Source organism: Variovorax paradoxus (assembly GCF_902712855.1).
In the GTDB taxonomy this organism is placed as follows: domain Bacteria; phylum Pseudomonadota; class Gammaproteobacteria; order Burkholderiales; family Burkholderiaceae_C; genus Variovorax; species Variovorax paradoxus_Q.
Genome location: NZ_LR743507.1, coordinates 1,783,834 through 1,808,052, shown reverse-complemented (window position 1 = coordinate 1,808,052; position 24,219 = coordinate 1,783,834). Strand labels below are relative to the sequence as shown.

Annotated in this window: 19 protein-coding genes and 1 pseudogene; 9 read left to right on the top strand and 11 right to left on the bottom strand. The window is 68.7% G+C overall.

Annotated elements, in window-relative coordinates; translation table 11 throughout:
- Window positions 1-25: 25 nt before the first annotated feature.
- Both AACL56_RS08030 and AACL56_RS08025 read right to left on the bottom strand, forming a co-directional pair.
- Window positions 26-1,099, bottom strand: coding sequence for an ABC transporter ATP-binding protein (locus AACL56_RS08030; protein ID WP_339089301.1), 1,074 nt, complete (start codon window positions 1,097-1,099; stop codon window positions 26-28).
- Between the two features lie 27 nt (window positions 1,100-1,126).
- Window positions 1,127-2,161, bottom strand: a complete 1,035-nt coding sequence (locus tag AACL56_RS08025; protein WP_339089300.1) for a putative 2-aminoethylphosphonate ABC transporter substrate-binding protein — start codon at window positions 2,159-2,161, stop codon at window positions 1,127-1,129.
- 294 nt (window positions 2,162-2,455) lie between these two features.
- On the opposite strand from AACL56_RS08025, the gene AACL56_RS08020 reads away from it, so the two are divergent.
- Together AACL56_RS08020 and AACL56_RS08015 are read left to right on the top strand one after the other, a co-directional pair.
- Entirely contained in the window at window positions 2,456-3,016 is a 561-nt protein-coding gene (locus AACL56_RS08020) for a phosphonate degradation HD-domain oxygenase (protein WP_339089299.1), read from the top strand.
- 148 nt (window positions 3,017-3,164) lie between these two features.
- Window positions 3,165-4,961 (top strand): ABC transporter ATP-binding protein/permease, encoded by a 1,797-nt coding sequence (locus AACL56_RS08015; protein ID WP_339089298.1) that lies wholly within the window; start codon window positions 3,165-3,167, stop codon window positions 4,959-4,961.
- On the opposite strand, the gene queC is transcribed toward AACL56_RS08015, so the two are convergent.
- A complete protein-coding gene (gene queC, locus AACL56_RS08010) occupies window positions 4,943-5,647 on the bottom strand; it encodes a 7-cyano-7-deazaguanine synthase QueC (RefSeq protein ID WP_339089297.1) in 705 nt (234 codons plus the stop codon). The two genes, AACL56_RS08015 and queC, sit on opposite strands and share 19 nt — an antisense overlap.
- Before the next feature lie 80 nt (window positions 5,648-5,727).
- Here queC and AACL56_RS08005 point away from each other — a divergent pair, with 80 nt between their 5' ends.
- A complete protein-coding gene (locus tag AACL56_RS08005) occupies window positions 5,728-6,138 on the top strand; it encodes a DUF2177 family protein (RefSeq protein ID WP_339089296.1) in 411 nt (136 codons plus the stop codon).
- Window positions 6,139-6,231: 93 nt separating this feature from the next.
- Here the strand turns inward: AACL56_RS08005 and AACL56_RS08000 are convergent, their stop codons facing one another.
- Window positions 6,232-6,726 carry a DUF1854 domain-containing protein gene (locus tag AACL56_RS08000; RefSeq protein ID WP_339089295.1) on the bottom strand — a complete coding sequence of 165 codons (495 nt, stop codon included), beginning with the start codon at window positions 6,724-6,726 and terminating at the stop codon, window positions 6,232-6,234.
- Between the two features lie 121 nt (window positions 6,727-6,847).
- Entirely contained in the window at window positions 6,848-9,133 is a 2,286-nt protein-coding gene (locus AACL56_RS07995) for an ABC transporter ATP-binding protein (protein ID WP_339089294.1), read from the bottom strand.
- A gap of 139 nt (window positions 9,134-9,272) precedes the next feature.
- On the opposite strand from AACL56_RS07995, the gene cphA (AACL56_RS07990) reads away from it, so the two are divergent.
- The 5 genes from cphA (AACL56_RS07990) (at window position 9,273) to AACL56_RS07970 (ending at window position 15,982) form a co-directional block, all read left to right on the top strand.
- Window positions 9,273-11,510 (top strand): cyanophycin synthetase, encoded by a 2,238-nt coding sequence (cphA, locus tag AACL56_RS07990; RefSeq protein ID WP_339089293.1) that lies wholly within the window; start codon window positions 9,273-9,275, stop codon window positions 11,508-11,510.
- Between the two features lie 41 nt (window positions 11,511-11,551).
- Window positions 11,552-14,119, top strand: a complete 2,568-nt coding sequence (gene cphA, locus AACL56_RS07985; RefSeq protein WP_339089292.1) for a cyanophycin synthetase — start codon at window positions 11,552-11,554, stop codon at window positions 14,117-14,119.
- 488 nt (window positions 14,120-14,607) lie between these two features.
- A complete protein-coding gene (locus AACL56_RS07980; protein WP_339089291.1) occupies window positions 14,608-15,012 on the top strand; it encodes a hypothetical protein in 405 nt (134 codons plus the stop codon).
- Window positions 15,013-15,061: 49 nt separating this feature from the next.
- Window positions 15,062-15,565, top strand: coding sequence for a hypothetical protein (locus tag AACL56_RS07975; RefSeq protein WP_339089290.1), 504 nt, complete (start codon window positions 15,062-15,064; stop codon window positions 15,563-15,565).
- Window positions 15,566-15,727: 162 nt separating this feature from the next.
- On the top strand, window positions 15,728-15,982 hold the full coding sequence (locus tag AACL56_RS07970; protein ID WP_339089289.1) for a hypothetical protein: 255 nt from the start codon (window positions 15,728-15,730) through the stop codon (window positions 15,980-15,982).
- Window positions 15,983-16,025: 43 nt separating this feature from the next.
- On the opposite strand, the gene AACL56_RS07965 is transcribed toward AACL56_RS07970, so the two are convergent.
- Complete coding sequence (locus tag AACL56_RS07965; RefSeq protein ID WP_339089288.1) at window positions 16,026-16,805, bottom strand: SDR family NAD(P)-dependent oxidoreductase; 780 nt, start codon at window positions 16,803-16,805, stop codon at window positions 16,026-16,028.
- A 107-nt stretch (window positions 16,806-16,912) separates the two neighbouring features.
- Between AACL56_RS07965 and AACL56_RS07960 the strand changes: the two are divergent.
- Window positions 16,913-17,806 (top strand): annotated as a pseudogene (locus AACL56_RS07960) (LysR family transcriptional regulator); the annotation flags it as partial.
- A 31-nt stretch (window positions 17,807-17,837) separates the two neighbouring features.
- Here AACL56_RS07960 and AACL56_RS07955 read toward each other — a convergent pair.
- The 5 genes from AACL56_RS07955 to AACL56_RS07935 form a co-directional block, all read right to left on the bottom strand.
- Complete coding sequence (locus tag AACL56_RS07955) at window positions 17,838-18,755, bottom strand: dihydrodipicolinate synthase family protein (RefSeq protein WP_339089287.1); 918 nt, start codon at window positions 18,753-18,755, stop codon at window positions 17,838-17,840.
- Between the two features lie 19 nt (window positions 18,756-18,774).
- On the bottom strand, window positions 18,775-20,511 hold the full coding sequence (locus AACL56_RS07950) for an IlvD/Edd family dehydratase (RefSeq protein WP_339089286.1): 1,737 nt from the start codon (window positions 20,509-20,511) through the stop codon (window positions 18,775-18,777).
- Window positions 20,512-20,519: 8 nt separating this feature from the next.
- A complete protein-coding gene (gene yjfF, locus AACL56_RS07945) occupies window positions 20,520-21,548 on the bottom strand; it encodes a galactofuranose ABC transporter, permease protein YjfF (protein ID WP_339089285.1) in 1,029 nt (342 codons plus the stop codon).
- On the bottom strand, window positions 21,545-22,579 hold the full coding sequence (locus AACL56_RS07940) for an ABC transporter permease (RefSeq protein WP_339089284.1): 1,035 nt from the start codon (window positions 22,577-22,579) through the stop codon (window positions 21,545-21,547). Before AACL56_RS07940 ends, yjfF begins: the two co-directional genes overlap by 4 nt.
- 115 nt (window positions 22,580-22,694) lie before the next feature.
- A complete protein-coding gene (locus tag AACL56_RS07935; RefSeq protein WP_339089283.1) occupies window positions 22,695-24,215 on the bottom strand; it encodes a sugar ABC transporter ATP-binding protein in 1,521 nt (506 codons plus the stop codon).
- Window positions 24,216-24,219: the final 4 nt, after the last annotated feature.

Genomic DNA, 24,219 nt, shown 5'->3' with positions numbered 1-24,219 from the left:
GCGGAGATTCGGGGGTGGGTTCATTTCACGCCAGGACCGACAGCGCGTTCAGCGGAAGCTGGATGTGCACCATGCTGCTCGGCACCAGCGGCTCGCTGCCGCCTCGCGCGTCTGCGGGCAGTTCGGCCTCGATCTCGATGCCCAGGGGCTCGCAGGCCAGCCGCGCCGAGGTGCGGTTGCCGAAGAACTCGGTATCGAGCAGGCGCGCGGCGAAGCTGTTGGTGCCCAGGTCGGTGCCGTAGCGCTTGACCACCACGTGCTCGGGGCGGATGCCCACTGTCGCCTGCGAGCCCACGCTGACATTGCCGGGCGCGCAGAACAGTTCGCTGTCGCGCACGCGCACCTTGCCGTCGGCCAGCACGGTGGCGGGCAGCATGTTCATGCGGCCGACGAAGCCGGCCACGAAGCGGGTGCGCGGCTGGCGGTACAGCTCGGCGGGCGTGCCGGCCTGCTCGATGCGGCCGTTGTGCATCAGCACCACGCGGTCGGCCATCGAGAGGGCCTCTTCCTGGTCGTGCGTGACCATGATGGTGACGATGCCCAGGCGCTTCTGCAGCGCGCGGATCTCGCTGCGCAGGCTGGCGCGCACCTGCGCGTCGAGCGCGGAGAGCGGCTCGTCGAGCAGCAGCAGCCGCGGGTTCGGGGCCAGTGCCCGCGCCAGTGCGATGCGCTGCTGCTGGCCGCCGGAGAGCTGCACCGGGTACTTATCGGCATGCGCCGCGAGCCCGACCAGGTCGAGCATCTCGCGCGAGCGCTTGGCCATCTCGCGGGCCAGCGCGCCCGTGGGATGCAGTCCGTAGGCGATGTTCTGCGCCGCCGTCAGGTTGGGGAACAGTGCATACGACTGGAACACCACGCCGAAGCCGCGCGCCGCGGGCGGCAGGCCCGCGATGTCCTGGCCGCCGAGCAGGATCTGGCCGCCGTCGGCACGCTCGATGCCGCAGACGATGCGCAGCAGCGTGGTCTTGCCGCAGCCCGAAGGGCCGAGCAGGCACACGAACTCGCCGGGCTCGATGTCCAGGTCGATGCCGTCGAGCACGCGCGTGGCGCCGAACGACTTGCCGATGCCGCGGAGGGAAAGAAAGCTGCTGCTCGTCATGGCCGGATACCGCTTCGTTTCAGTCGATCAGAGTGGCTTCTTCTCGGACTTGGACTCGTAGCGCTTGGACCATTCCGTCAGGATGCGGTCGCGGTTGGCAGCGGCCCAGGTGAAGTCGTTCTTGGCCAGCAGCTTCTCGACGTCGCCCGGCACGAACTCCAGCTTTTCCTGGATGCCCGGCAGCGCGAGCACGGCGAAGTTCTTCGCGTAGAGCTCGTTGGCCTGCTTCGTCACGGCCCAGTCGGCCAGCACCTTGGCGGCGTCCTGCTTCTTGCTGGTCTTGATGATCCCGGTGGCTTCCATGTCCCAGCCGAGGCCTTCCTTCGGCAGCACGATGTCGATGGGAGCGCCGTCGCGCTTGGTCTTGTTGGCGCGGTATTCGAAGGACATGCCCAGCGCGAATTCACCCGCACCGGCCTGGCGGCAGGGCTTGCTGCCCGACTGGCTGTAGATGCCGATGTTCTGGTGCAGCGCGTCCATGTACTTCCACGCCTTCTCTTCACCCATCATCTGGATCCATCCCGACACCATCAGGTAGCCCGTGCCCGATGCGGCCGGGTTGGGCATCGTGATCTGGCCCTTGTAGACCGGGTTCGTGAGGTCGGCCCAGCTCGTGGGCTTGGGCAGGTTCTTCTTGCTCGCTTCGGCGGTGTTGAAGCAGATGGCCGACGACCACACGTCCATGCCGACCCACTTGGGCGGGTTGGCCGGGTCGCGCATGGTGGCCTTCACGGCGTCGAGGCCCTTCGGCGCATACGGCTGCAGCATGCCTTCCTTGTCGAGCAGCATCAGCGATGTGGCGGCCAGGCCCCACACCACGTCGGCCTGCGGGTTGGCCTTTTCGGCCAGCAGCTTGGCGGTGACGATGCCGGTGGAATCGCGCACGAACTTCAGCTCGATGCTCGGGTTCTCCTTTTCGAAGGCGGCCTTGTAGGCCTGCACCTGGTCGGCCTCGAGCGCGGTGTAGACCAGCAGCTCGGTGCGGCCCTGGGCCGATGCGGCGAAGGCCAGCGAGAACAGGACGGCGGGCACGAGGGCGCGGCGGATTTGACGATGCAGCATGGTGGAGGTTCTCCTCGGGAGAAAGTAGGAATAGAGAGAGAGACAGGAAAAACGCGATGCCTGGAACCCCGGGCAAGGCAAGCGAAAGTACGCAGGCCCTGCTCGACGAATGGGGGCGATGCTGGCAGCGGCATGTGACAGGCATTTGTCAGATGCCGCAAAAAACCCCAAATCCACAAAACAGCGCCAGCCGCCGGCAGGGTCGTCATGCGCATGTCATCGCGCCCGGCCAGACTGCGCGGGCTATTGCCCGTTATTGCCCGCGCCTTTGCTCCGACCGCTGCGCTCCACGCCATGACCATCGACCTCGCCGAGATCGCCCGCCTGTTCGCCGAACGGGGCGGGGTCGCCTACGCGGGCGAGCCGGTGTCGCAGCTGGAGCACGCGCTGCAATGCGCCTGGCTCGCCGAACAGGCCGGCGCAAGCGATGCACTGGTGACCGCCGCGCTGCTGCACGACCTCGGCCACATGCTGATCGCCGAGCACCAGACGCTGTCGCGCTCGCCCACCGAACTGGGCATCGACGACCGCCACCAATACATTGCCCTGCCCCTGCTGCGCGGCGCCTTCGACGTCGAGGTACGCGAGCCGATCAGGCTGCACGTGGACGCCAAACGCTACCTGTGCGCCACGCGGCCCGGCTACTTCTCGAAGCTCTCTCCCGATTCGGTGCGCAGCCTCGCACTGCAGGGCGGCGTGATGGACGAAGCGGCGGCAACGCGATTCGCCGCGCATTCGTGGGCGGCCGATGCGGTGCGGCTGCGGCTGTGGGACGAAGAGGCCAAGGTCGAGGGCCTGGAAACGCCGCCGCTGGCGCATTTCCTGGCGACTGCGGCGCGGGTCATGCTCCCCTGACCGGACCCGGCCCCCGCCCCTGCCTCGCCCCTCTTTTCCTGCCGCCGGAACCGCGGCCGCTGGCCGCTTCAGGCCGGTTTAAGAAACATTTGTCTACTATGGCTTCCTCACGATGAATGGCGCTCGGGCGCCTGCGAGGAAAAACCGAATGTCTTCATCCGTCACCGCGCGTGCCGCCACCTTCGCGCAGGTACTGCGCCGCGTCTTCAGGCTGGCCGCGCCCTACTTCCGTTCCGAAGAGAAATGGCGCGCCCGCGCGATGCTGCTGGGCATCGTCGCGCTGAACCTGCTGTACGTGTACGTCGCCGTGCTGGGCAACCAGTGGTACGGCCGCTTCTACGACGCGCTGCAGAACAAGGACGCGGCGGTCTTCTGGCGTGAAGTGGGCGTGTTCGGATGGATCGCGTTCTTCAACATCGCGGTACAGGTGCTCAAGTTCTACGTGACGCAACTGCTGCAGCTGCGCTGGCGCACCTGGATGACGCGCGACTACCTCTCGCGCTGGATGGCCGACCGCACCTTCTATCACCTCGAGCTGGCACGCTACGCCGGCAACGACGGCCACGCGCCGGACAACCCCGACCAGCGTATCCAGGAGGACATGCAGCTGTTCACCGACTACACGATGACGCTGTCGATGGGCCTGCTGAATGCGGTAGTCACGCTGGTGAGCTTCGTCGGCATCCTGTGGACGCTGTCGGGCAGCTTCGACTTCTCCGTGGGCGGGAGCACCTACCAGATCGCAGGTGCGATGGTGTGGCTGGCAGTGGCCTATTGCGTGGTGGGCACGGTGATCACGCACTTCATCGGGCGGCCGCTGATCGGCATCAACTTCCGGCAGCAGCGCTTCGAAGCCGACTTCCGCCACCATCTGGTGCGGGTGCGCGAATACAGCGAAGCCATTGCGCTGGACAAGGGCGAGAAGGTCGAGCACGGCCAGCTCGACATGCGCTTCGGCAGCGTGCTGCGCAACTACCTGCAGCTCATCAAGCAGCAGAAGAACCTGATCACCTTCACCTCGTTCTTCGGGCAGGCGGCGGTGATCTTTCCGTTCCTGGTGGCGGCGCCGCGCTTCTTCAGCGGCGCCATCCATCTGGGCCAGCTGATGCAGATCTCATCGGCCTTCGGCAAGGTGCAGGACTCGCTGAGCTGGTTCGTCGACAACTACGACCGCGTGGCCATCTGGCGCGCCACCACCGACCGCCTGACCAGCTTCGACGACGCGATGCGCGCGCACGCCAGGCAGTCGATGCCGATGGCCCGCGACGCGGGGGCCGAGCTGCGCACCGATGACCTCTCTGTGGCGCTGCCCGACGGCACCGCCCTGCTGAGCGGCGCCGCGCTGGCGGTGAAGCCCGGCGACAGCGTGCTGCTGCAGGGTCCTTCGGGCAGCGGCAAGTCGACGCTGTTCCGCTCGTTCGCCGGCATCTGGCCGTTCGCGCGCGGCCATGTGAAGGTGCCGGAGGACGCGATGTTCATGCCGCAGCGCCCCTACGTGCCCGACGGCAAGCTGCGCGACGCACTCACCTACCCCAACCCGGCCGCCGACTTCAGCGACGACCAGCTGCGCCAGGCCCTGAACGACGCCCTGCTTCCCGACCTGACGAGCCGGCTCGACGAGAGCGACGCCTGGAGCCAGAAGCTGTCGGGCGGCGAACAGCAGCGCCTCGCCATCGCGCGCGTGCTGCTGAAGAAGCCGGCGTGGCTGTTCGCCGACGAGATCACCAGCGCGCTCGATGCGCAAGCCGAAGGCGTGCTGTACAAGCGCCTCGCGGCCACGGTGCATGCCGCGGGCGGTGCGATGGTGTCGATCGCGCACCGCGCGGCGGTCGGCGACTTCCACAACCAGCGCTGGACGCTGGTGCCGCAGGCCGAAGGCGCCGGCGGTGGTGCGCGCTACCGGCTCAGCACCTCGGGCCCGTCGCCTCAGGCGGCCGCGACGTAGCGCTCCCAGCCCTTCCTGCGCAGGTCGCAGGCGGGGCATTCGCCGCAGCCGTAGCCCCAGGCCTGGCGATGCACGCGGTCGCCGAGGTAGCAGGTGTGGGTCTCTTCCACGATCAGCTCGACCAGCGGCTCGCCGCCCAGGCGATGGGCCAGCGTCCACGTCTCGGCCTTGTCGATCCACATCAGCGGCGTCTCGATGACCAGGCGGCGCTCCAGCCCGAGCGACAGCGCGAGCTGCATCGCCTTCATGGTGTCGTCGCGGCAGTCGGGGTAGCCGGAGAAATCCGTCTCGCACACGCCGGTCACGATCACCTGCAGCCCGCGGCGATAGGCCAGCGCACCGGCCAGCGTGAGGAACAGCAGGTTGCGGCCCGGCACGAAGGTGTTGGGCAGGCCGTCCGCCTGCATCGCGAACGCGACCTCCTCGGTCAGCGAGGAGCCGCCCAGCTGCGCCAGCGCGGCCAGCGTGAGCACGTGGTCTTCGCCCAGGCGCGGCGCCCACTCGGGAAAGCGCTCGCGCATCTTCGCGAGGACGGTGCCACGCACGTCGAGCTCGACGCGATGGCGCTGCCCGTAGTCGAAGCCCAGGGTTTCGACGCGCTGGTACTTGGAGAGCGCATCGGCGAGGCAGGTGGTCGAGTCCTGGCCGCCGGAGAACAGGACGAGGGCGGTGGTGTGCAGGGGCATAGCGGTCAGCGGCCCGGCCGCTGTAGTCCAAAGGCGCGATTTTCGCAGCCGCCGCCGGGGCTGCGGATACGATGCCTCGGATGAGCACCAAACACCTCGTCGCATGGGCCGTCACCTTCGTGGTGCTGCTGGTCATCGACATGATCTGGCTCGGCGTCGTGGCCAAGGGCATGTACCAGGAAGCGATGGGCGACCTGATGTCGCCGAACCCGCGCCTGGGCTTCGCGGCGGTGTTCTACCTGGCGTATCCGGTCGGACTGCTGGTGTTCGCGATCGTGCCCGGGCTCGATCAGCAAGGGGTGCTGCGCGCCGCGCTGCTCGGCGGCCTGTTCGGTCTCTTCTGCTATGCCACCTACGACCTCACCAACCTCGCGGTGGTGCGCAACTGGCCGCTCGCGCTGTCGTTCATCGACATCGCCTGGGGCGCGGTGGTGAGCGGCGTGGCGGCGGGCGCGGGCGCGGCGGCGCTGCGCTGGTTCGCCTCGCGTTGAACGCCGGCGCGGCGTTTCCTGCCCAGGGCGTGCTCACACTGCTTCTGGCGTCGCGAATTCGGGTTGGCCGGCCCGAAATGGTGTGAACACGCCCTAGAGGAAGCGCTCGAGCAGCTTGCGCGACGCGCGATCGAGTGCCTTCACGTCGGGAATCCTGAACTGCACCCCGTGCGTGCTCGCGATGAGAAGCGCACCGCCTTCGAGCCGGCGGATGTCCTCCTCGGCCTTGAGCACGAAGCTGGTGTCGCCGCGGTCGGTGCTGACGGTCCAGGTGCTGGGGACGCCGAAGCTGGACACCTTGTGCAGCTGCAGCAGCGTGGGCGCGAAGTCGCGCACCGCGAGTTCCTCCTGCAGCAGCGCCATGGCTGGCGCCGGCAGCCCGGCCATGTCGTCGATCCAGACCAGCTCGCGGCCTTCGCTGCCCACCAGCGACACGCCGCGGTCGGGCGCGCTCAGCGGAAAGGCGCGCACGGGCGTGACGCCCGCATGGCGCTCGCCCTGGGCGTCGGTCAGCACGAGGCGGCCGAAGCTGTCGCGCGCGAGTTCGAAGGATGGTGCCGTCGTTGACGCGGAGTCGATGTCGATCATGGAATTGCCCTTTCGCTGGACACCGTGGAACCGGCTCTGCAGGGCCACTGGTGTTGCCCCCGGCGGGGGGAAGGCGGAGCGACACGAAGCGCGCGCAGCCCGGGGGAGAGCTTTGTGCTTTTCATGCGTCCCCCGCCGGATGGGCTGCGTGGACGATGGGCAACGGCGCCTGCGCACCGGCGCGCTCGTCGGCCGCGCCTTCGCTCGCGTCGTCGGCCTGGCGCAGCTGCGCCTGATACAGCCGCCAGTAGGCGCCCTGCTTCTCCATGAGCTGGTCGTGCGGCCCGACCTCGACCACTTCGCCGCGGTCCATGACCACGAGCCGGTCGGCCTTGCGCAGCGTCGACAGGCGGTGCGCGATGGCGATGGTGGTGCGGCCCTGCACGAGGTTGTCCAGCGCCTTCTGGATCTCCTTCTCGGTCTCGGTGTCCACCGCCGAGGTGGCCTCGTCGAGGATCAGGATGCGCGGATCGATCAGCAGCGCGCGCGCGATGCTGATGCGCTGCCGCTCGCCGCCCGACAGGCCCTGCCCGCGCTCGCCCACCAGCGAGTCGTAGCCGTGGGGCAGCCGCAGGATGAAGTCGTGCGCATGCGCGGCGCGCGCGGCGGCCACGATCTCCTCGCGCGTGGCGTCGGGCTTGCCGTAGGCGATGTTCTGCGCGATGGTGCCGAAGAACAGGAACGGCTCCTGCAGCACCAGCCCCACGTGGCGGCGGTAGTCGGCCACGGCGAAGCGGCGGATGTCGGTGCCGTCGACCTTGATGGCGCCGTCGGTCACGTCGTAGAAGCGGCAGATCAGGTTGACCAGCGTGCTCTTGCCCGAGCCGCTGTGGCCCACCAGGCCGATCATCTCGCCGGGCTCGATGACCAGGTCGAGGTCGTGGATGACAGCACGCGAGCCGTAGCGGAATCCCAGCCCGCTCATCTCGATGCGGCCCTGCACGCGCTCCACCTTCACCGGGTTGGACGGCTCGGGCACGTTGCTCACGTGGTCGAGGATGTCGAAGATGCGCTTGGCGCCCGCCGCCGCCTTCTGCGTGACCGAGACGATGCGGCTCATGGAGTCCAGCCGCGTGTAGAAGCGGCCGATGTAGGCGATGAAGGCGGTGAGCACACCCACCGTGATGCTGCCGCGCGCCACCTGCCAGATGCCGAAGGCCCAGACCACGAGCAGGCCGATCTCGGTCAGCAGCGACACGGTCGGCGTGAACAGCGACCAGGTGCGGTTGAGCTTGTCGTTGACCTGCAGGTTGTAGGCGTTGGCCACGCGGAAGCGCTCGGCTTCGCGGCGCTCCTGCGCGAAGGCCTTGACCACGCGGATCCCGGGAATGGTGTCGGCCAGCACGTTCGTCACCTCGGACCAGACGCGATCGATCTTCTCGAAGCCGGTGCGCAGGCGGTCGCGCACCACGTGGATCATCCACGCGATGAACGGCAGCGGCACCAGCGTGACCACCGCCAGCAGCGGGTTGATGGAGACCAGGATGACCGCGGTCATGACGATCATCAGCACGTCGTTGGCGAAGTCGAGCGCGTGCAGCGACAGGAAGACGTTGATGCGGTCGGTCTCGGAGCCGATGCGCGCCATCAGGTCGCCGGTGCGCTTGCCGCCGAAATAGTCCAGCGGCAGGGTCAGCAGGTGCTCGTAGGTGGTGGTGCGCAGGTCGGCGCCGATGCGCTCGGACACCAGCGCCAGCAGGTAGGTACGCGCCCAGCCGAGCCCCCAGCCGACCAGCGCCGCGATCAGCAGGCCGCCCAGGTACAGGCCGACGCGCATGGTGTCGATCTTCTGGCCGTTCTGGAACGGGATCAGGATGTCGTCCATCAGCGGGATGGTCAGGTACGGCGGCACCAGCGTGGCGGCGGTGGAGATCAGGGTCAGTACAAACCCGAGGATCAGCTGCTTGCGGTACGGCCCCGCGAAACGGCCCAGGCGCAGCAGCACCCAGGTGGAGGGCGGCGTCTGGATTTCGCCGTCGATCGCGCCGTCTTCGCCATCCGCCGGGTCGATGGCGGCCGAAGTCTCCTTGGCGACACCGGACGTTCGCTGTCCGAACAACTTGAGCAGGCGCAACGCGGCGACCTGCCCGCCGAGCGTGTAGCGCCAGCGGCCCAGCTGGCCCGCAGGCCCCGTCAGATCGAGGGTTCCGACGCCCGAATGGTCGGAAAGACGCAGTTCCAGCGCCGGATCGGTCAGTGGCCACTCACGCCATTCCCCGCCCGGCGCCAGTGAAATCAGCCTCCGGTCAGTGAGCGCGACCAAGCCGCTGGCGAAGCGAAGTTGGTCGTCGAGGTCAACCGTCAGTGTTACCAGAACGTTTTCCGCGACTGCGAGACGGTTTTTCAGCAGTGCTGAAGCCGCCTCGGTTTCGCCCTCCCGGGTGCCGACAGGATCGTGATGTTGCATTGTGTTTCTTTGACTCTTGCCCGTCGCGGGCCGCATGGACCGCGTCATGGCGCCCTTCGTCGGGCGCCGATTCTGACCGATCGCCATGGGCGCGCTTGAAGGCGCCGCGGTGCTCGGCCAAAGCACATCGAACGTTTGCATGACCCGTTTCGACGACATCCAACTGCTGCGCATCAACTATTTGCGCGGCCCCAATCTCTGGACCTACCGTCCGGTGCTCGAAGTCTGGCTCGACCTGGGTCAACTGGAAGACTACCCCTCCAACAAGATCGACGGTTTCACCGACCGCCTGACGGGCCTGCTGCCGGCGCTCATCGAGCACCACTGCGGCGTGGGCGAGCGCGGCGGGTTCATCCAGCGCCTGACCGAAGGCACCTGGTCGGGCCACGTGCTGGAGCATGTCGTCATCGAGCTGCTGAACCTGGCCGGCATGCCGACCGGCTTCGGGCAGACCCGCAGCACCTCGGAGCACGGCGTCTACCGCATGGTGTTCCGCGCGCGTGACGAGCAGGTCGCCCGCGTGGCGCTGGCGGAAGGCCACCGCCTGCTGATGGCCGCGATCAACAACGACCCGTTCACCGCTGCCGACGTGCAGAAGGCCGTCGACGCGGTCAAGGCCAAGGTGGAAGACTGCTACCTCGGCCCGAGCACCGCAGCCATCGTGGCCGCCGCCACCGACCGCGGCATCCCGCACATGCGCCTGAACAGCGGCAACCTCGTGCAACTGGGCTACGGCGCCAACCAGCAGCGCATCTGGACCGCCGAGACCGACTACACCAGCGCCATCGGCGAATCGATCGCCAGCGACAAGGAACTCACCAAGTCGCTGCTCGCGAGCTGCGGCGTGCCGGTGCCCGAGGGCCAGGTGGTGGAGAGCGCCGAGGAAGCCTGGGAAGCCGCCGAGGACATCGGCGTGCCGGTGGTCGTGAAGCCGTCCGACGCCAACCACGGCCGCGGCGTGTCGCTCGAACTGACCACGCGCGAGGAAGTCATGGCGGCCTACGCGGTGGCCGAGCCCGAAGGCAGCGACGTGATGGTCGAGCGCTTCATCCGCGGCCACGAGCACCGCCTGCTGGTGGTGGGCGGCGAGGTGGTCGCCGCCGCGCGCGGCGAGATCATCACCGTGACCGGCGACGGCCAGGCCACGGTGCGCGAGCTGATCGACAAGCAGCTCAACAGCGACCCGCGCCGCGGCGCCGAAGAGGAATTTCCGCTCGACGTGATCGTGCTGGACACCGACGCCAAGCTGCAGCTCGAGCTCAAGCGCCAGGAACTCGACGGCAACGCCGTGCCGGCCGCCGGCCGCGTGGTGACGATCCAGCGCAACGGCAACATGGCCAACGACTGCACCGACCAGGTCCATCCCGAAGTCGCGCACGCCGCCGTGCTGGCCGCGCGCGTGGTGGGCCTCGACATCGCGGGCATCGACCTCGTGGCGCAGGACATCTCGAAGCCGCTGGGCCCGCAGGGCGGCGCCATCGTCGAAGTCAACGCCGGCCCCGGCCTGCTGATGCACCTGAAGCCGGCTGTCGGTTCGCCGCGCCCGGTGGGCCGCGCCATCTGCGACCACCTGTTCCCGAACGACGCGCCCGGCCGCATTCCCGTGGTGGGCGTGGCCGGCTCGCGCGACACCGCCGTGCTGGCGCGCCTCGTGGCCTGGCTCATCAACCTGGGCGGGCGCCACACCGGCCTGGCCTGCCGCGACGGCCTGTTCCTGGAACGCCGCCGCGTCGACGCGCGCGACAGCGCCAACTGGGACGCCGGCCACCGCCTGCTGGTCAACCGTGCCGTGCAGGCCGTGGTGATCGAGAACGGCGCCGAGACCATCCTGCGCGACGGCCTGCCCTACGACCGCTGCGAAGTCGGCATCGTCACCGACCTCGACGGTTTCGAGGCGCTGGGCGACTACGACATCACCGAGAGCGACCAGATGGTCAAGGTGCTGCGCACGCAGGTCGACGTGGTGCTGTCCGAAGGCACCGCCGTGCTGAACGCCGCCGACGCGCGCGTGGCCGGCCTCGCGCCGCTGTGCGACGGTGCCGTCATCGTGTATGCGGCCGACCCGCAGGCACCCGCGCTCACCGCGCACCAGTCCGCCGGCGGCAAGGCCGTGCTCGTGCGCCAGGACCGCGTGGTGCTGGCCAACGGCAGCAGCGAATCGTTCCTGCCCGGCCTGGGCCGCCTGACCGTGTGGCGCGCCACCCATGCCGGCGTGAGCCTCGAGAGCCTGCTGGCCGCCGTGGCCGCCGCCTGGGCCATGGGCATTCCGCTGAACCTGATCGGTGCCGGCGTCGAAGCCTTTGAAGCCGACCTGCACGCAGCCCTCGCCTCGCTGCAGCTGTCGCAAACGCAGCCCCTTCAACCCCAGCTGGCCTGAACCGCCTCGCCAGTCCGCACGCACGCAGCCGCACGCCGCCCATGAAAGTCACCCGCACCCGAGCCCTTCGCGGCCCCAACCTCTGGAGCCGCCACACCGCCATCGAGGCCGTGGTCGCCTGCCAGGGCGACGAGAACGCCGTCAGCAAGCTCGAAGGTTTCGAAGACCGCCTTCGCGCGCGCTTCCCGACCATCGGCGAACTGCACCCGATGGTGCTCGGCCAGCCGCTGGCGCTGGCGCACGTGCTCGAGAACGCCGCCGTCGCGCTGCAGGCCCAGGCCGGCTGCGCCGTCAACTTCGGCCACACCTCTGCCACCCTGGAAGAGGGCGTCTACCAGGTCGTGTTCCAGTACAGCGAGGAGGCCGTGGGCCGGCGCGCCCTCGAACTGGCCGACGAGCTCATCGCCGCCGCACACGCCGACACCCCCTTCGATGCCGAAGCCGCCATCACCGAACTGCGGGACCTCGACGAATCCGAGCGCCTGGGCCCGAGCACCGGCTCCATCGTCGATGCGGCCGTGGCGCGCGGCATTCCGTACCGCCGCCTCACGCGCGGCAGCCTGGTGCAGTTCGGCTGGGGATCGAAGCAGCGGCGCATCCAGGCGGCCGAAGTCGACAGCACCAGCGGCGTGGCCGAGTCGATCGCGCAGGACAAGGAACTCACCAAGCAGCTGCTCAATGCCGCCGGCGTGCCGGTGCCGCTGGGCCGCCCCGTGACCGACGCCGAGGACGGCTGGGCCGCCGCCAACGAGATCGGCCTGCCCGTGGTCGTGAAACCGCAGGACGGCAACCAAGGCAAGGGCGTCACCGTGAACATCAACACGCGCGAGGAGCTGTTCGCGGCCCACGCGTCGGCCGCCGCGTACGGCGAGGTGATGGTCGAGAAATTCCTGCCCGGCTTCGACTTCCGCCTGCTGGTGGTGGGCGACCGCCTGGTGGCCGCCGCGCGCCGCGATCCGCCGCAGGTGATCGGCGACGGCAGCCTCACCGTGCGCCAGCTGGTCGACACCGTGAACCTCGACCCGCGCCGCGGCGAGGGCCATGCCACTTCGCTCACCAAGATCCGCCTGGACGACATCGCCATCGGCCGGCTCGAATCGCAGGGCCTCACGCCCGACAGCGTGCCTGCGCTGGGCCAGCGCGTGGTGCTGCGCAACAACGCGAACCTGTCGACCGGCGGCACCGCCACCGACGTGACCGACACCGTGCACCCCGAAGTGGCGGCGCGCGCGGTGGACGCGGCGCAGATGGTCGGCCTGCACATCTGCGGCGTCGACATGGTGTGCGAGAACGTGCTGCGTCCGCTCGAGGAGCAGCACGGCGGCGTGGTCGAAGTGAACGCCGCGCCCGGCCTGCGCATGCACATCTCGCCCTCGTTCGGCCGCGGCCGTGCGGTCGGCGAGGCGGTGATGGACACCCTGTTCGCGCACGGCGACGACGGCCGCATCCCGGTGGTCGCGGTCACCGGCACCAACGGCAAGACCACCACCGCGCGCCTCATCAACCACCTGCTCGCATCGAGCGGCCTGCGCACCGGCATGACCAACACCGACGGCGTGTACGTCGACGGCCGCCAGACCGACAGCGGCGACTGCAGCGGCCCGAAGAGCGCGCGCAACGTGCTGATGCACCCCGACGTCGACGCCGCCGTGTTCGAAGTGGCGCGCGGCGGCATCCTGCGCGAAGGCCTCGGCTTCGACCGCTGCCAGGTGGCCGTGGTCACCAATATCGGCAGCGGCGACCACCTGGGACTGAACTACATCACGACGGTGGAAGACCTCGCCGTGCTGAAGCGCGTGATCGTGCGCAACGTGTCCGCCGACGGCTACGCCGTGCTCAACGCCGCCGACCCGAATGTTGCCGCCATGGCCGCGGGTTGCCCCGGCCACGTGATCTTCTTCACCGCCGACCGCATGCACCCGGTCATGGCCACGCACCGCGCGCAGGGCAAGCGCACCGTGTACGTCGACCAGGACACGCTGGTGGCCGCCGAAGGCTCCTGGCGCGAACGCATCGCGCTGCGCGACGTGCCCATCACGCGCGGCGGCGCCATCGGCTTCCAGGTCGACAACGTGATGGCCTCGGTGGCCGCGGCATGGGCCGTGGGCCTCGACTGGGACACCATCCGCAGCGGCCTCGCCAGCTTCATGAACGACGCGGCCGGCGTGCCGGGCCGCTTCAACGTCATGGACTACCGCGGTGCCACCGTGATCGCCGACTACGGCCACAACACCGATGCCATGAAGGCGCTGGTGTCGGCCGTGGACACCATGCCGGCACGCAAGCGCTCGGTGGTCATCAGCGGCGCGGGCGACCGGCGCGACTCCGACATCCGCGACCAGACCGCCATCCTCGGCCAGGCCTTCGACGACGTGATCCTCTACCAGGACGCAGCCCAGCGCGGCCGCGCCGACGGCGAAGTGATGGCGCTGCTGCGCCAGGGCCTGCAGGGTGCGGCGCGCACGCGCTACATCGACGAGATCCGCGGCGAGTTCGTGGCCATCGACACGGCACTGGCGCGCCTGCAGCCGGGCGACCTCTCGCTGATCCTGGTCGACCAGGTCGAGGAAGCGCTCGCTCACCTCGCGCAGCGCATCGCGGCGGGGTAGAAGGGCTCGCCCCCAGGCTGCGCGCACTTCGTGTCGCTACTCCTTCCCCCTACCGGGGGCAACACCGGAGGCCCGGCAGAGCCGGTTCCTCGGTGTTCCTGAGCTCGCCCCCAGGCTGCGCGCACTTCGTGTCGCTTCGCCTTCCCCCTGCCGGGGGCAACACCGGAGGCCCGGCAAAGCCGGTTCCTCGGTGTTCCTGAACTCGCCCCCAGGCTGCGCGCACTTCGTGTCGCTTCGCCTTCCCCCTGCCGGGGGCAACACCGGAGGCCCGGCAAAGCCGGTTCCTCGGTGTTTCTGGAACGGGAACATGGGACGGCAGCCGTAGGCGGGGCTGGGGTTGCGGGATACGTCCGACATGGAACGGCGAGTACGGCACGGTCGAAGGGTGCGGCTGTCCCACAGGGGCGCAGCCCCGGCCGGCACCACACTGTGGCTCCAGTCGCGCACCTCGGAGGGCGCGGCGTCTCGTCACCAGACCAGGAGCCCGCATGACAACAACAGTCCGTTCCGTTCTTTCCACCGCTGCACTTTGCGCGGCAGGCAGCTTCATCGTCTTCGGCGCGCAGACCGCAGGCGCACAGGCACCGGGTTCCGAAGCCCGCATGCAGAAGGAACGCGCCACCTGCGACGGCGTGCAGCAAGACCGTGCCGCATGCCTGCGCGAAGCTGGCGCCGCCCGCCAGGAAGCGGGCCGCAACGGCCTCACCACGCCGAGCCCGGCGCGCGGACAGGTCAATTCGCTGGCCCGTTGCAGCGAGCAGCCAGGACCCGACCAGCCCGAGTGCGAAGCGCGCATCAAGGGCGGCGCACGCACCACCACCGAGGGCAGCGTGATGGGCGGCGGCGTCATCCGCGAAACCGTCACGCCCCTGCCGGCACAGCCCGCGCGCTGAGCCGGGCCATCGACTTCATCTTTTTTCCGGTCACGCCAAGGAGCCAACCATGAAAAGCCAGACACGTTCGATGATCTTCGCCCTGCTTGCCATCGGCAGCGTGGCCAGCGCCACGGTCGCATCCGCCGCGGGCCCGCGCCGGGGCGACGGCGGCGGCATCTACCAGCAGGAACTCGCCGTCTGCGGCCACAACCAGCAAGACCGTGCCGCGTGCATCCGCGAAGCCGGTGCCGCCCGTCAGGAAGCCGCGCGCGGCGGCCTGACCAGCGCACCCGACTACCGCGCCAATGCGCTCGCACGTTGCGGCCTGCAGCAACCGGCCGACCGCGCCGACTGCGAGGCCCGCGTGCTCGGCGGCGCGGGCAACACCCGTGCGGCCGTGGACGGCAGCGTGATGGGCGGGGGCGTGATCCGCGAGTCGGTCACGACCACCGTCATGCCGGCACCGGTCGTGATGCCCGGGCCCGCCGTCGTGATGCCGCCCCCGGTGCCCCGCCCGATCGAGCGCGCGCCCGCGCCGATGATCGCGCCCATGCCTGCACCGATCCGCTGAGCCGGCTCCGCCGCAACGGCATGGCAGGTAGCGCCTGCCATGCCTCGCGCAAAGCCTGCCGGCGGGCCTCGGCCATGCCCTTGACTGTCACACGACTGTCATAAAAGGCCTGCGCGTGCTAGCTATAGTTCTCGGTCCCTGCCTACCGAGGAACACTTCCCAATGAATGCCATCAAGGTCGCTCGCCGATTCATCGAAACGGACCCGGCCAACGAATCGGCCAAGATCCTGGCCCAACTCGTGTTGGCGCTCGAGTCCGAACGCAGCTTCGAGCTGGTCACCCTGTACAGCCTGGACTACAAGAGCTTCCAGCTCGCCATGGACATCCTGAAGGAATGGCGGCTCGACCGCTACTACGCCAGCAAGTCCAAGCTGTTCGACCTGTCGCTGCAGGTCTCAGAACTCGAGAAGAGCTGATACCCGACACGGGATGGCTGTCACCCCTGGGCACGCAAGGTGCTCAGACCAGCATCCCGCCAGACACCTCGATGCGCTGGGCATTCACCCAGCGATTCCCCTCTCCGAGCAAGCCCGCGATCGCACCGCCGATGTCGTCGGGCTTGCCTGCGCGCCCGAGCGCCGTGAAGCCGGCAACCATCGCGTTGACCTGCGGGTTGTCGCGCACCATGCCGCCGCTGAAGTCCGTCTCGATGGCGCCCGGTGCGATCGTATTCGCGGCGATGCCGCGCGCGCCGAGCTCCTTGGCGAGGTAGCGCGTCAGCGTTTCCACGGCGCCCTTCATCGATGCGTAGGCCGAGGCCCCGGCCATGGCGAAGCGCGTGAGACCCGTCGACACGTTCACGATGCGCCCGCCGTCGTTGATCAGCGGCAGCATCTTCTGCGTGAGGAAGTACGTGCCCTTGAAGTGGATGTTGTAGAGCGTGTCGAACTGCTCCTCCGTCATGTCCTCGAAGTTCACATGCAGGCCGACGCCGGCGTTGTTCACCAGGAAGTCGAAGCGCTCGCGCTGCCACGTGGCCGCGAGCGCCGCCTTCACCGCCTGTGCAAAGGCCGCGAAGGTCTTGCTGTCGCCCACGTCGAGCCGCAGCGCGACGGCCCGCCGCCCCATCGCCTCGATGTCCGACACCACCGCCTGCGCGCTGGCTTCGTTCGACACGTAGGTCAGGATCACGTCGACGCCGTCGGCCGCGAGCGCCAGCGCGGCGCTGCGGCCGAGGCCGCGGCTGCCGCCGGTAATGAGTGCGATGCGCGGAGTGCCGGGGGTGGTGGATGCGGTCATTGGAAGTCCTCGGTTGGTTGATGGGACGACTTTAAAAATTACCGCCTGCAAGATAAATACCGTCTTCCGGAGCACACTGTCGCCCCCAAACAGGACAATCCGCCGCCATGAACATCGAAGAACTGCGCATCTTCTCGAGGGTGGCCGAACTCGCGAGCTTCAGCCGTGCCGCCGACCAGCTCGGCCTGACGCGCGCGCGCACCTCGGTGGCGGTGCAGCAGCTCGAAGACCGGCTCGGTACGCGGCTGCTGCAGCGAACCACCCGCAGCGTGCGCCTCACCGAAGACGGCCAGCGCTTCCTCGAGCGCTGCAAGGACTACCTGGCGGAAGGCGAGCAGCTGGCCGGCATGTTTCGCGCCGGCGCCGGCGGCCTGACCGGCAGGTTGCGCATCGACCTGCCCGCGACCGTGGCGCGCGACATCGTCATTCCGCGCCTGCCCGAATTCCTCGCGCTGCACCCCGCGCTGGAAATCGGCATCAGCACCACCGACCGCCATGTCGACCTGGTGAACGAGGGCTTCGACTGCGTGCTGCGCGTGGGCGTGCTGGGCGACTCCGAACTGGTCGCGCGGCCCCTTGGCTTCATGCGCATGGCCAATGCCGCGAGCCCGGCCTACCTGCAGGCGCACGGCACGCCGCGCACGCTGGCCGATCTCGCCTCGCACCGCATCGTGCACTTCGCGCAGACCCTCTCGCCGAACGACGCGGGCTGGGAATACTTCGATGCGGCCCAGGGCCGCTACCGCATGCAGCCGATGCGCTCCCTGGTCACGGTGAACGGCACCGACGCGTACAACGCGGCGGCCATCGCGGGGCTCGGTCTCATCCAGGCTCCGGTCGGCGGCCTGCGGCCCTGCTTTGCCGAGGGCTCGCTGGTGCAGGTGATGCCGGCGTTCACCGCGCGCCCCATGCCGGTGTCGCTGGTGTACGTCAACCGGCGGCAGCTCGCGCCGCGCGTGCTCGCTGTGATGAACTGGCTGACCGAACTGCTCGCACCCTACTTCGTCGCCGACAGCGAGCTCGCGCTCCCGGCTACCGACCCCAGCGCAGCACCAGCGGGTCGAGCCGCTTCGCCGTCTCGATCAGCCCGGCGCGCGTCTCGGGGTGCATCGCCGGCAGCGGATGCCGGGGCGCCTCGCAGGCGATCACGCCGCCCTCCTTCATGAGCGACTTGCAGGCCAGCAGGCCGGCCTGCCGGTTCTCGTAGTTGATGAGCGGCAGCCACTGCTGATAGAGCGCGAAGGCCTTGTCGCGGTCGCCCGCGCGGTGCGCCTCGATGATCGGCCGGATGCCGTCGGGGTAGCCGCCGCCGGTCATCGATCCTGTCGCACCGGCATCGAGGTCGGGCATCAGCGTGATGGCTTCCTCGCCGTCCCACGGCCCTTCGATGGCATCGCCGCCGAGGCGGATCAGCTCGCGCAGCTTCGACGCCGCGCCGGGCGTCTCGATCTTGAAATACGCGACCTGCTCGATCTCTTTGGCCATGCGTGCGAGGAACGGCGCCGACAGCACCGTGCCGCTGGCCGGTGCGTCCTGGATCATGATGGGGATGCTCACCGCGTCCGACAGCCGCGCATAGAACTCGTAGATCTGCGGCTCCGGCACGCGAAAGGTTGCTCCGTGGTACGGCGGCATCACCATCAGCATCGCCGCGCCCATGTCCTGCGCGCGGCGGCTGCGTTCGGCGCAGACCTTGGTGCTGTAGTGCGTGGTCGTCACGATCACCGGCACGCGGCCCTTGACGTGTTCGAGGATGCTGCGCGTCAGCACCTCTCGCTCGTCATCGGACAGCACGAACTGCTCCGAGAAATTCGCGAGGATGCAGAGGCCATCGGAACCCGCATCGATCATGAAGTCGACGCAGCGCTTCTGGCTCTCGATGTCGAGCGCGCCCTGTTCGGTGAAGGTGGTCGGCACCACCGGGAAGATGCCGCGGTATCTGGGGGTCATGGCTTCAATGAATCAGTCATCAGTGTGAATGGCGGGGAACGGCCGCGCCGCGGCAGCCGACGAGAAAGTCGAAGTCGCAGCCTTCGTCGGCCTGCAGCACGTGGTTGACGTAGAGCTTCTGGTAGCCACCGCCGCGTGTGCTCATGGGCTGTGCATCGGTGCTCGACAGCGACGCGAGGCGCGATGCGAGCTCTTCGTCGCTGATGTCCAGATGCAGCCGGCCCGCATCGCAATCGAGCTCGATCCAGTCACCGTCGCGCACCGCCGCCAGCGGCCCGCCGTCGGCGGCTTCGGGTGCGACGTGCAGCACCACCGTGCCGTAGGCCGTGCCGCTCATGCGCGCATCGGAGATGCGCACCATGTCCTTCACGCCCTGGCGCAGCAGCTTCGGCGGCAGCCCCATGTTGCCGACCTCGGCCATGCCGGGGTAGCCCTTGGGGCCGCAGTTCTTCAGCACCATCACGCAGCTCGCGTCGATGTCGAGGTCCTCGTCGACGATGCGTTCCTTGTAGTGCTCGAGGTTCTCGAACACCACGGCGCGTCCGCGGTGCTTCAGCAACTCGGGCGTTGCGGCCGAGGGCTTGAGTACCGCGCCGCGCGGCGAGAGGTTGCCGCGCAGGATGCGGATGCCGCCGTCGGCAATGAGCGGGTTGTCCAGCGGGCGGATCACCTCGTCGTCGAAGCTCGGCGCCTCGCGCACGTTGTCCCAGATCGACTGGCCGTTGACGGTGAGCGCATCCGGGTGCGGCAGCAGGCCGTTCTCGCCGAGCCGGCGCAGCACGGCGGGCAATCCGCCTGCGTAATAGAACTCTTCCATGAGGAAGCGGCCCGAAGGCATCAGGTCGACGATGGTCGGGGTATGGCTGCCGATGCGCGTCCAGTCTTCCAGCTCCAGCTCGACGCCGATGCGCCCCGCGATGGCCTTCAGGTGGATCACCGCATTGGTCGATCCGCCGATGGCCGCGTTCACGCGGATGGCGTTCTCGAAGGCTTCGCGCGTGAGGATCTTCGAGAGCGTGAGCCCCTCCTGTGCCATCTGCACCGCGCGCATGCCCGACATCTGCGCGAGCACGTAGCGCCGCGCGTCCACTGCCGGAATCGCCGCGTTGTGCGGCAGCGAAGTGCCCAGCGCCTCGGCCATGCAGGCCATCGTCGAGGCCGTACCCATGGTGTTGCAGGTGCCCGCCGAACGCGACATGCCGCCCTCGGCCGAAAGGAACTGGTGCAGGTTGATCTCGCCGGCCTTCAGCGATTCGTGCAGCTGCCACACGGCCGTGCCCGAGCCGATGTTCCTGCCCTCGAGCTTCCCGTTGAGCATCGGTCCGCCGGTCACCACGATGGCCGGGATGTCGCAGCTCGCCGCGCCCATCAGCAGCGCGGGCGTGGTCTTGTCGCAACCGGTGAGCAGCACCACCGCATCGACCGGGTTGCCGCGGATGGCTTCCTCCACGTCCATGCTCGCGAGGTTGCGCGTGAGCATCGCGGTGGGGCGCAGGTTCGACTCGCCGTTGGAGAACACGGGGAACTCCACCGGGAAGCCGCCCGCTTCCGAGATGCCGCGCTTCACGTGCTCGGCGATCTTTCGGAAGTGCGCGTTGCACGGCGTGAGTTCCGACCAGGTGTTGCAGATGCCGATGATCGGGCGGCCGTCGAACTCGTGGTCCGGAATGCCCTGGTTCTTCATCCAGCTGCGGTACATGAAGCCGTTCTTGTCGGCCGAGCCGAACCATTCGGTCGAGCGCAGTTTCTTTGTCATTTGGGAGGTCAGCGGCGCGGGGCGCGCGAGGTGAAGAAGCGTTGCAGCAGGCAGAAGACGAACAGCAGCGCACCCACGACGATGCGGGTCCACCACGAGCTCAGCGTGCCGTCGAAGGAAATGAGGGTCTGGATGATCCCGAGCATCAGCACGCCGAACAGCGTGCCCGCCACGTAGCCCACGCCGCCGGTGAGCAGCGTGCCGCCGATCACCACGGCGGCGATGGCGTCGAGCTCCAGCCCCACCGCGTGCAGGCCGTAGCCCGAGAGCATGTAGAAGGTGAAGATCACGCCCGCCAGCGCCGAGCAGAAACCCGAGAGCGTGTACACGCCGATGAGCGTGCGCCGCACCGGCAGGCCCATCAGCATCGCCGAATGCTCGCTGCCGCCGATGGCATACACCGCGCGGCCGAACGGCGTGCAGTGCGCGATGAACACCGCCGCCAGCAGCACCGCCACCGCGATCACCGCGCTGATCGACACCGAGGCCTCGCCCCAGATCGGGATGCGGATCTGCGAGACCTCCGAGTAGAACTCGTTGGTGATGCTGATCGAGTCGATGCTGATGAGATAGCACAGCCCGCGCGCAAGGAACATGCCCGCCAGCGTGACGATGAAGGGCTGCAGCCGGTAGCGTTCGATGAGCAGTCCCATGAACGCGCCGAAGGCCGTGCCCATCGCCAGCACCAGCGGGATCACGATGGCGGGGCTCCAGCCGTGCTTCTCGACCAGCGAGGCCGACACCATGGTCGTGAGCGCGATCACCGAGCCCACCGACAGGTCGATGCCGCCCGACAGGATCACGAAGGTCATGCCCACGGCAACGACGATGAGGAACGCGTTGTCGATCAGCAGGTTGAGGAACACCTGCGCCGAGAAGAAGCCGTCGTAGAACACCGAGCCCAGCGTGGCCACGAGAACGAACAGCGAGATGGTCGCCGCCAGCGGCAGGTACTTCGGGTTGAGGCCTTTCCTGCCCCCTCGTCCGCGTGCGGCAGAGGACTGGGGCGAGGCTGTCGTATCCATCACCGCGCTCATGCCTTCGCCCCTTCATGCGCGGGCCGCTGCACCAGGGTCCGCACTTGAGCCCTGAACTCCGGCGACTGCAGCAGCATCACCGCGAACACCACGCCCGCCTTCACCACGAGGTTGATCTCCGGCGGCACGCCCAGCGAATAGATCGCATACGTCAGCGTCTGGATGATCAGCGCGCCGATCACGCTGCCCACCAGGCTGAAGCGGCCGCCGGTCAGCGCCGTGCCACCCAGCGTCACAGCGAGGATCGCGTCGAGCTCGATGAGCTGGCCCGCGTTGTTGCCGTCCGCGCTCTTCACGTTGGAGCTGATCAGCAGCCCCGCCACGCCGGCGCACGCGCCGCAGAACGCATAGGCACCCACGATGAGCCGCCGGGCCTGCACGCCGGCCACGCGCGCCGCGGTCGGGTTGATGCCCACCGCCTGGATGAACAGCCCCAGCGCCGTGCGCGTGATCGCGAGGTAGAGCACCGCGAACACCGCCGCCGCGATGAACAGCGAGAAGGGCAGCCCCAGCAGGTAGCCGCTGCCGAGGAAGAAGAAGGGCTTGTAGTAGATCGTGATGATCTGCCCGTCGGCAATGAGCTGCGCGATGCCGCGGCCGGCCACCATCAGGATCAGCGTCGCGATGATCGGCTGCATGCCCACCCTGGCCACCAGCAGGCCGTTCCACAGCCCGCACAGCAGCGCGATGCCGATGGCCGCGAGGATCGCGAGCGACATCGGGAAGCGGCTCACGTCGTTGGCCACCGAGCCGCCGATCATCCAGGCCGCGAGCGAGGCCGCGATGGCCACCACGGCCCCCACCGAGATGTCGATGCCGCGCGTGGCGATCACCAGCGTCATGCCGAGCGACACCAGCACCAGCGGCGCCGCGCGGTTGAGGATGTCGACGAGGCTGCCGTACAGATGCCCGTCGCGCCATTCGAGGCGCAGGAAGCTGGCGTTGAAGGCGGTGTTGATGGCCAGCAGCAACAGCAATGTGACGATGGGCCAGGCCAGGCGGTGGCTCATGAGGGACGAGAAGCGGTTCATGTCGGCGTGCTCTCGATGCGGGAGACACCGCGGAACCGGCTTTGCCGGGCCGCAGGTGTCGCCCCCGGAAGGGGGTTGGCGAAGCGACACGAAGTGCGCGAAGACTGGGGGAGAGTCATGTTGCAGCGATCATTTCGTACACCTCGTCCTCGGAAGAGCCCCCCGGCAGCTCCCCCACCTTCTTCCGATCGCGCAGCACCACGATGCGGTGCGCCACGCGCACCACCTCGCTCATCTCCGACGAGATGAAGACCACCGCCATGCCCGCCTTCGCAAGCCGCAATATCTCTTCCATGATTTCCTGCTTGGCTGCCACGTCGATGCCGCGCGTGGGCTCGTCCAGGATCAGCAGGCGCGGTTCAGTCGCGAGCCAGCGCGCGATCATCGCCTTCTGCTGGTTGCCGCCCGACAGCAGCCCGATGGGCGTCTCGACGCTCGCGGTCTTGATGCCCAGCGACTTCACGAAGCGCTCGGCCATCTCCGTCTGCTCGGCATGCGACAGAAAGCGCTTGGCACCGAGGCGCGCCTGCAGCGCCAGCGCGATGTTCTCGCGCACCGACAGTTCCGCGACGATGCCGTCGGTCTTGCGTTCCTCGGGGCACAGCGCGAGGCCTTCGCGGATGGCATCCGCAGGGTTCGAGAAGCCGACGGAGCGCCCGTCGACCTTGAGCACGCCGCGGTCCGGTGTCTCGAGGCCGAACAGCAGGCGCGCGAGTTCCGTGCGGCCCGCGCCCAGCAGTCCCGCAATGCCGACGACCTCGCCGGCGCGCACGCGCAGGTCGGTCGCCTGCAACTGGCCGGCCTGCCCCAGTCCTTCGGCCTGCAGCAACGCCGGCGCCGCTTCATCGAATGCGGGCAAGACCGCCGGCCGCGCAGACTGCGCCGCCAGTTCGCGCCCGAGCATCGCGGCAATCAGCGCCTGCGGCCCCAGGTCCGCTGCACGCCATTCGCCGATCCAGCCGCCGTTGCGCAGCACCGTGATGCGGTCCGAGACCGCGTACATCTGGTTGAGGAAGTGCGTCACGAAGACGATGGCCAGCCCTTCGCCACGCAGGCGCCGCAGCACTTCGAAGAGCTTTTCCACCTCGTCGTCGTCCAGGCTCGAGGTCGGCTCGTCGAGGATCAGCACCTTCGAGGACACGCCGAGCGCGCGCGCGATCGCCACCATCTGCTGCACCGCCACCGAGTAGCTCGACAGCAGCCGCGTCACGTCGATGTCCAGGCCGATGCGCGCCAGCAGTTCCTCGGCGCGCCGGTTCACAGCCGCCCAGTCGATGCGGAATCCCTGCGCCAGGCCACAGCGCGGATAGCGGCCCGCGAACACGTTCTCGGCCACCGACAGGTTCGGGCACAGGTTCACTTCCTGGTAGACCGTGCTGATGCCCAGCTTCTGCGCGTCGAGCGGCGAAGCCGGGTGAATCGGCAGGCCGTCCAGGGCGATCTCGCCTCCGCTGGAAGGCAGCACGCCCGTCAGCACCTTGATGAGCGTCGACTTGCCCGCGCCGTTCTGCCCCATCAGCGCATGGATCTCGCCGGGGTACAGGTTCAGCTGCACATCGCGCAGCACCGGAATGCCGCCGAACTGCTTGTGGATGCCCCGCAGCGCGAGCACGGGAGGGCTGGTGGTGTCCGTCATGCGC

Coding starts and splice junctions, on each gene's coding strand:
- AACL56_RS07935 (WP_339089283.1), bottom strand. CDS start 24,215: ATGACGGACACCACCAGCCCTCCCGTGCTCGCGCTGCGGGGCATCCAC.
- AACL56_RS08020 (WP_339089299.1), top strand. CDS start 2,456: ATGACCATCGACCTCGCCGAGATCGCCCGCCTGTTCGCCGAACGGGGC.
- cphA (WP_339089292.1), top strand. CDS start 11,552: ATGAAAGTCACCCGCACCCGAGCCCTTCGCGGCCCCAACCTCTGGAGC.
- AACL56_RS07940 (WP_339089284.1), bottom strand. CDS start 22,579: ATGAACCGCTTCTCGTCCCTCATGAGCCACCGCCTGGCCTGGCCCATC.
- AACL56_RS07965 (WP_339089288.1), bottom strand. CDS start 16,805: ATGACCGCATCCACCACCCCCGGCACTCCGCGCATCGCACTCATTACC.
- AACL56_RS07980 (WP_339089291.1), top strand. CDS start 14,608: ATGACAACAACAGTCCGTTCCGTTCTTTCCACCGCTGCACTTTGCGCG.
- AACL56_RS08005 (WP_339089296.1), top strand. CDS start 5,728: ATGAGCACCAAACACCTCGTCGCATGGGCCGTCACCTTCGTGGTGCTG.
- AACL56_RS08030 (WP_339089301.1), bottom strand. CDS start 1,099: ATGACGAGCAGCAGCTTTCTTTCCCTCCGCGGCATCGGCAAGTCGTTC.
- AACL56_RS08000 (WP_339089295.1), bottom strand. CDS start 6,726: ATGATCGACATCGACTCCGCGTCAACGACGGCACCATCCTTCGAACTC.
- AACL56_RS08015 (WP_339089298.1), top strand. CDS start 3,165: ATGTCTTCATCCGTCACCGCGCGTGCCGCCACCTTCGCGCAGGTACTG.
- AACL56_RS08025 (WP_339089300.1), bottom strand. CDS start 2,161: ATGCTGCATCGTCAAATCCGCCGCGCCCTCGTGCCCGCCGTCCTGTTC.
- cphA (WP_339089293.1), top strand. CDS start 9,273: ATGACCCGTTTCGACGACATCCAACTGCTGCGCATCAACTATTTGCGC.
- AACL56_RS07950 (WP_339089286.1), bottom strand. CDS start 20,511: ATGACAAAGAAACTGCGCTCGACCGAATGGTTCGGCTCGGCCGACAAG.
- AACL56_RS07955 (WP_339089287.1), bottom strand. CDS start 18,755: ATGACCCCCAGATACCGCGGCATCTTCCCGGTGGTGCCGACCACCTTC.
- AACL56_RS07975 (WP_339089290.1), top strand. CDS start 15,062: ATGAAAAGCCAGACACGTTCGATGATCTTCGCCCTGCTTGCCATCGGC.
- queC (WP_339089297.1), bottom strand. CDS start 5,647: ATGCCCCTGCACACCACCGCCCTCGTCCTGTTCTCCGGCGGCCAGGAC.
- AACL56_RS07995 (WP_339089294.1), bottom strand. CDS start 9,133: ATGCAACATCACGATCCTGTCGGCACCCGGGAGGGCGAAACCGAGGCG.
- AACL56_RS07970 (WP_339089289.1), top strand. CDS start 15,728: ATGAATGCCATCAAGGTCGCTCGCCGATTCATCGAAACGGACCCGGCC.
- yjfF (WP_339089285.1), bottom strand. CDS start 21,548: ATGAGCGCGGTGATGGATACGACAGCCTCGCCCCAGTCCTCTGCCGCA.